Source organism: Cellulosimicrobium sp. BMG9.22, assembly GCF_059159975.1.
The window spans coordinates 152,872-158,901 of record NZ_JBZGBY010000007.1 but is presented as its reverse complement, the minus strand read 5'-3'; the positions used below and the strand labels follow the sequence as shown (position 1 = coordinate 158,901).

Annotated in this window: 5 protein-coding genes and 1 tRNA gene; 3 read left to right on the top strand and 3 right to left on the bottom strand. The window is 75.8% G+C overall.

Features of this window, described 5'->3' with window-relative positions; genetic code table 11:
- Positions 1 to 142 precede the first annotated feature (142 nt).
- The 3 genes from AC4H2H_RS07870 to AC4H2H_RS07860 all read left to right on the top strand — a co-directional run bounded on the left by AC4H2H_RS07870 (position 143) and on the right by AC4H2H_RS07860 (position 2,358).
- Positions 143 to 1,303, top strand: a complete 1,161-nt coding sequence (locus AC4H2H_RS07870) for a chorismate-binding protein (protein ID WP_494370238.1) — start codon at positions 143 to 145, stop codon at positions 1,301 to 1,303.
- Complete coding sequence (locus tag AC4H2H_RS07865) at positions 1,300 to 2,220, top strand: aminotransferase class IV (protein ID WP_494370237.1); 921 nt, start codon at positions 1,300 to 1,302, stop codon at positions 2,218 to 2,220. The genes AC4H2H_RS07870 and AC4H2H_RS07865 overlap by 4 nt, the downstream gene beginning before the upstream one ends.
- Positions 2,221 to 2,286: 66 nt before the next feature.
- Positions 2,287 to 2,358 (top strand) — tRNA-Val (locus tag AC4H2H_RS07860).
- 71 nt (positions 2,359 to 2,429) lie between these two features.
- Here the strand turns inward: AC4H2H_RS07860 and AC4H2H_RS07855 are convergent.
- From AC4H2H_RS07855 to AC4H2H_RS07845, 3 genes are all read right to left on the bottom strand, one after another.
- The gene (locus AC4H2H_RS07855; protein ID WP_494370236.1) at positions 2,430 to 3,917 is read right to left on the bottom strand and encodes an MFS transporter; all 1,488 of its coding nucleotides are present in this window, start codon (positions 3,915 to 3,917) and stop codon (positions 2,430 to 2,432) included.
- A 221-nt stretch (positions 3,918 to 4,138) separates the two neighbouring features.
- Positions 4,139 to 4,846, bottom strand: coding sequence for a phosphonatase-like hydrolase (locus AC4H2H_RS07850; protein ID WP_494370235.1), 708 nt, complete (start codon positions 4,844 to 4,846; stop codon positions 4,139 to 4,141).
- 58 nt (positions 4,847 to 4,904) lie between these two features.
- Positions 4,905 to 6,029, bottom strand: a complete 1,125-nt coding sequence (locus AC4H2H_RS07845) for a TIGR03364 family FAD-dependent oxidoreductase (protein ID WP_494370234.1) — start codon at positions 6,027 to 6,029, stop codon at positions 4,905 to 4,907.
- Between the last annotated feature and the right edge of the window lies 1 nt (position 6,030).

The following is a 6,030-nucleotide window of genomic DNA, read 5'->3' as shown; positions in this document are numbered from 1 at the left end:
GCTCCGACGGGCTCTTGCGAGCTCCCCGGCGTTCCGGCGCGTCCCAGACATTAGTCCACGTTCGCGCCCGACGTCCAACCGGCTCGGTGTCGGCGCGCAGGTCACCGCGGACCGCCCGTGGCCCGGTCGGTAGCGTGGCCCCGTGCCTGCACCTGCACCCGCACCTGGGACGACGCCGACGGGACCCGGTTTCGCGCGCTTCGCGGGCCGGGCCGCGCGCGGCGTCGTCGAGTGCGTGGACCTGCTGCGCGAGCCGGAGCGGCTCGCGCACGACGGGCCCTGGTTCGTCGTCGCCGACTTCGAGGCGTCCGGGCGCGGCGGCCGGGCTCGCGCGTGGCGGTTCGCCGAGCGCGTCGACCCGGCAGAGCCGACCCTCGTCGGTGACCCCGACGCCGGCGCCTCGCCCGACGGTGGCGCCTCGCTCGACGGTGGCGAGCCCCCGTGGCACGGGCCCGCACCGACGTCGTGGACGAGCTCCATGGACCGCGCTGCGTACGAGGCTGCGGTCGCGCACGTGCGCGAGCAGGTGCGCGAGGGCGAGGTGTACCAGGCCAACGTGTGCCGCGTGCTCTCGGCCCCGCTCGTCGGCGTGGCAGGAGGCGAGCCGGACGCCGCGGCGCTCGCGCGGCGGCTCGGCCGAGGCAACCCGGCGCCCTACGCGGGCGTGCTGCACGTGCCGGCGGGGGCCGGCGTCGAGCCCGTGTGGGTCGTGAGCGCCTCGCCCGAGCTGTTCCTGCGGGTCACGGAGAGGGTCGTGTCGTCCGGGCCGATCAAGGGCACCGCGGCGACCGCCGTCGGGCTCACGGCCAAGGACCGCGCCGAGAACGTCATGATCACGGACCTCGTGCGCAACGACCTGCAGCGCGTGTGCGTGCCCGGCACGGTCGAGGTGACGGACCTCCTCGCGGTCGAGCCCCATCCGGGGCTCGTGCACCTCGTGAGCCGGGTCGCCGGGCGGGTGCTCCCGGAGCTGGCGGGCTCGGCAGGCCTGTGGCCGGCACTCCTGGACGCGACGTTCCCGCCGGCCTCCGTCTCCGGTGCGCCGAAGTCGTCGGCGCTGCGCGTCATCGACGAGCTCGAGACCGTGCCGCGCGGTCCGTACTGCGGCGCGATCGGGTGGGTCGACGGCGACGAGGCCGAGCTCGCCGTCGGGATCCGCACGTTCTGGTGGTCCGACGGCGTGCTCCGGTTCGGCACGGGCGCCGGCATCACGTGGGGGAGCGACCCTGCGCGCGAGTGGGAGGAGACCGAGCTCAAGGCACGGCGCCTCGTCGGCCTCGCCTCCGGCACACTGGAGCCATGAGCACTCCTGCGGCCACGACGCCGGCGTCAGGGACCACGTCCGAGAACCTCGTGATCTGGGCCGACGGCCGCATCGTCGGACCTGCCGAGCACGCGCTGAGCGCCGTCGACCACGGGATCACGGTCGGTGACGGGGTCTTCGAGACGTGTGCCGTGTTCGACGGACAGGCGTTCGCCCTGACCCGCCACCTGCGCCGCCTCGAGCGGTCCGCGGCAGGCCTCGGTCTCGACGCGCCGGACGAGCAGCGCGTGCGCGACGGCGTCACGGCGGTCCTCTCCGAGGCCGACGGCCGGGCACGCGCCGGGGCGGGCGCCGTCGGGCGCCTGCGCATCACGGTCACGGCCGGCGTCGGGCCGCTCGGGTCAGGGCGGACGCCGGGGGCGCAGACCGTCGTCGTCGCTGCCGGTCCCGCGACCATCTCGCCGACCGGGCGCGCGGTGCGGTCGCCGTGGACGCGCAACGAACGGTCGGCCGTCGCGGGGCTCAAGACGACGTCGTACGCCGAGAACGTCGTCGCGCTCGCTGACGCGATCGCGAAGGGCGGCGACGAGGCCCTGCTCGCCAACACCGCGGGCGACCTGTGCGAGGGCACCGGGGCCAACGTCTTCGTCGAGCGCGGGGGAGAGCTCGTCACGCCGCTGCTGGCGTCGGGCTGCCTCGCGGGCATCACGCGCGAGCTGCTCCTCGAGTGGGCGGACGAGGCCGGGCTGCCCGTGCGCGAGGCACGACCGGGCGAGCTGCCGTTCGACGTGCTCGACGAGGTGAGCGCCGGTGACGCCGGGCTCCTGCTCACCGGCTCGGTGCGCAACGTCCAGCCCGTGACCTGGCTCGACGGCGTCGAGGTCGTGGCCGGGACCATCTCGCTCGCGGCGCGCGAGCTCTTCGAGCGGTGCCGTCGGGAGCGTCTCGACCCGTGACCGTCAAGGCGCGCGGGGCCGGTTTTTCGATCCGGTCCGGTTCAGGCTAGTATCGACCACGCACTCGGGCGATTGGCGCAGTGGTAGCGCGCTTCGTTCACACCGAAGAGGTCACTGGTTCGAACCCAGTATCGCCCACCGAGCTCACCGCATGTCAGAGGCCGTTCCCGCAGCAGCGGGAACGGCCTCTCGCGTTCCACCGCCGGGCCTCAGGCGGGTATCAGTACCGGTTCGGCGGGCCGCTCGTCTGCCAGGGCCGGCACCGGCTCGGGCGCAAGCCCCGGCAGTGCGTCCGGGCGCCGCGGGGACGGGGGCGTCGTGCCACCGGCGGTCGCCGACGCATCGAGGGCGACCGACCGCGTCGTCGTCGGCACACGCAGGCGGCGGAGCAGCGCGCCGGCGCCGACGGTCCCTGCGACGACCAGCCCACCCGCCACCAGTGCGCCGCGCGCGCCGAGGAGCTCCATGAGCAGGCCGAGGAGTGGCGGGCCCGCGAGGCCCCACGCGGTGCTCGCGCTGCGCCACACACCCAGCACGCGGCCGCGCATGTGCGGCGGCGGGTCGGTCTGGAGCACGGTGGTCCCGGCCGTGTCCGAAATCGACTCGACGAGGGCCATCGGGCCGACGACGAGGAGCAGGACGGTCAGGGTCGGCGCGAGCCCCGCGACGACCTGGAGCAGGGCGCCCACGGCGGCGAGGACGGCGACGAGGCGGACCGTCGGGCGCCGCAGGCGCCCGGCCAGGACCGCTCCCACGATCCCGCCGACGGCGAGCACCGTGGAGACCGTCCCGAACTCCCGCGCGCCGCCGGCGAGCGCCCCGGTGACGAGCACGGCGAGCGTGAGGGTGTAGTTGCGGCCGAGTACGGCGCTGACCGCCGTGACGACGAGCAGCGCCACGAGGCGGGGACGACCCAGGAAGAAGCGCAGGGCTCCGGGATCGCGCGTCGCGGTCCCGCGGCCGACGACCGGCGCCGCGGCGTCGGGTGCGAGGACGGGCACGGCGGCTTCCGCGCCGAGGGCGGTCGGCTCCTCGGCCACCGGGCGTGGCGCCGACCGTGCGGCGTCGGGATGGAGCACGAGGAACGGGACGACCGCGGCGACGCCGAGCAGAGACACCCCGTTGGCGACGTACGCGACGGCGGGCCCGGCGAGTGCCACGGCACCGCCCGCCATCGCGACGCCGACGAGCCGTCCGGCGCTGTGCACGACGGACCCGATCCCGATGGCGGACGGGACGTCCTCGACGGGCACGAGGTCGTTGCCCAGCAGCGCGGTCGCCGGGCCGTCGACGGTCGCGACGAGGCCCGTGACCGCGGAGAGCGCGAGCAGCACGGGGAGGCTGAGGAGATCCAGGGCGACGAGTCCCGCCGTCGTGAGGGCGACGAGGCCGAGCACCGCCTGGCTGACCGCGGCGGTCAGCTTGCGGGGCCACCGGTCGACGACGGCGCCGCCCGCGACCCCGAGGAGCAGGCCGGGGGCGGCCTGGACGGCGAGCGAGAGACCGGTGACGGCCGCGGAGCCGGTGATCTGCAGGACGAGCAGGTTCTGCACGGTCAGCTGCATCCAGGCGCCGGCGTTGGAGACGAGGTTCGCGCCGGACCACCAGCGCATCGAGCGGTGGCGCAGTGCGCGCCACGGGGAGCGGTCGGGGGTCGTCCGGGCAGGGCGGGGCAGGGGCAGGGCAGGGAGAGGCACGGCACGCAATCAAGGCTGGGGGAGAGGCCCGTCCAGGACGGAGGGGCGGTTCGCGAGGGCGGACGCCCGCGAACGGTTGATCATTCAAACAACCGCTTCCGGCAGCGCTCCACCTCGTGACCCCGATCGTGACCAAGGTCGCAGAGTTCCGCCCTCACGACCGAAGGGCCGCCACCCCGGCAGGTGACGGCCCCTCGACCTTCGGGCGTGGCCCGGCGCGCTCAGGACGCCGAAGCGACGAGCCCTTCCGCGCGCTCGGCGCCGTCGGCGAGGCCGTGCAGCAGCGCGGGCAGCTCGGCGACGCTCGCGAGGAGGTGCGTGTGCGGTGCGGCGGCGAGGACCTCGCGCGGCACGCCGCCGCTGAGCACGCCGACGACGGTGCCCGCCCCGGCGTTCGTGCCCGCCTCGAGGTCGAGCACCGTGTCGCCGGCGGTGAGCACGTCCGCGACGCGCGTCACGCCCGTGCGCTCCATCGCCCGGAACACCATGTAGGGCGCGGGGCGCCCGGCGGGGACGTCGTCGGTCGTGACGACGGTGTCGAGCACGCCGTCCTGCCAGCCGAGGCGCTCGAGCAGGAGGTTCGTGACGTCGGCGGAGAAGCCGGTCGTCAGGGCGATGCGCGCGCCGTGCTCCCGCAGCGCGGTGAACGCGTCGAGCACGCCCGGCATCGGGACCGGCGGCGTCTCGTCGTACGCCTCGCGCAGGAGCCGCTCGAAGTCGACGAACGTCTCCTCGACGGCGGTCGAGTCGCCGCCGAGCGCGAGCAGGGCGCGGATGGCGGTGCGCTTGTCGGCGCCCATCCAGTGCGCGACGTCGGTCACCTCGGCCATGCTGCCGTGCCGGCGCACCGCCTCGTGCAGGGCGCGGTAGACGGCGCTGCCCTCCTCAACGGTGGTGCCGGCGATGTCCAGGGCGGCGAGAGCGATCATGGTCGTGTCCTTCCAGTGGTAGTGCGAGTTCATGCTTCGGGCGGGTCGATGGGCCAGATCAGCCCGTGAGCCCGGCGCGGTCCAGGACGTCGACGGCGAGGCCGAGACCGGTCGTCATGCCGATGCCCGTCGTGACGGTCGCGACGTGGACCCCCGGCTCGGGCTCCGCGACGAGGAACTCGCGGTCGGGGGCGGTCGCGTAGGTGCCCTGCCAGCGCTCGACGACGGCCAGGTCCGCGCCGAGCAGGTCGCGCCCGAGGCGCAGGAGCACCTCGTAGCCGGCCTCGTCCTGGAACACGGGCGCGTCGACGTCGCGCACGTGGGTGTCCCCGAGGATCAGGGTGCCGTCGGCCTGCGGCGTGGTCATGAGGTTGAGGTCCCACCGCGCGCCCGCCGGGTCGGTCGCCGCGAGCTCGTCGGCGACGTCCCGCGCGGAGGGGCAGGCCGCGAGCGCCGCGTACCGCACCGTCGACCACCCGGTGAGCAGCGGCGTCGCGAGGGGCAGCGGCCGGTCGGGGCGGACCCGGAGCATGTGCAGACGGCACCGGCGCAGACCGGCGTCCGCGGCGACGTCGGGCAGGAGCCGGTCGAGGTCGTGGTGCGCGGCGACGACGACCGCGTCGGCGTCGAGCGGGCCGCGCGTCGTCTCGACGCGTCCGGTGCGCACGCCGCGTGCCGCGGTGCGCCACGCGAACGTGACGCCCTGCGCCTCGAGCCAGGCGGCCAGTGCGGGCGCGGCGGCGCGGGGGTCGACCTGGAGGTCGAGCGGCAGGTGCGCCCCGCCGAGGACGGGCTCGGGCCGGACGCCGGTCGCCTCCCGCGTCTCGTCCGCTGAGAGCAGCCGGACCTCGGCCTCGCCGCGTTCGGCGGCGAGCTCGGCGAGCAGCCGCAGCTCCGCCGCGGTCCGGGCGACCACGTGGGTGCCCGTCGTCGCGACCCGGAACCCCGCGGCGGCACCGAGGGCGAGCCAGCGCTCCCGGGCCGCGAGCGCGTAGGTGCGGGCGGTCCCGGCCTGGGCCGTGGCGCAGACGTGCCCAAAGTTCTGGACCGACGAGCCCACGACCGAGGCCGCCTGCTCGACGACGGTGACGCGGTAGCCGCGGCGGTGCGCCTCGGCGGCGGTACCGAGGCCGACGACGCCCGCGCCGACGACGACGACGTGCCCGGGTGAGGGCGTGCTCATG

What these genes read in the sequence shown, in the direction of transcription:
- AC4H2H_RS07865 (WP_494370237.1), top strand. Translation starts at nt 1,300, where the DNA reads ATGAGCACTCCTGCGGCCACGACGCCGGCGTCAGGGACCACGTCCGAG.
- AC4H2H_RS07850 (WP_494370235.1), bottom strand. Translation starts at nt 4,846, where the DNA reads ATGATCGCTCTCGCCGCCCTGGACATCGCCGGCACCACCGTTGAGGAG.
- AC4H2H_RS07845 (WP_494370234.1), bottom strand. Translation starts at nt 6,029, where the DNA reads ATGAGCACGCCCTCACCCGGGCACGTCGTCGTCGTCGGCGCGGGCGTC.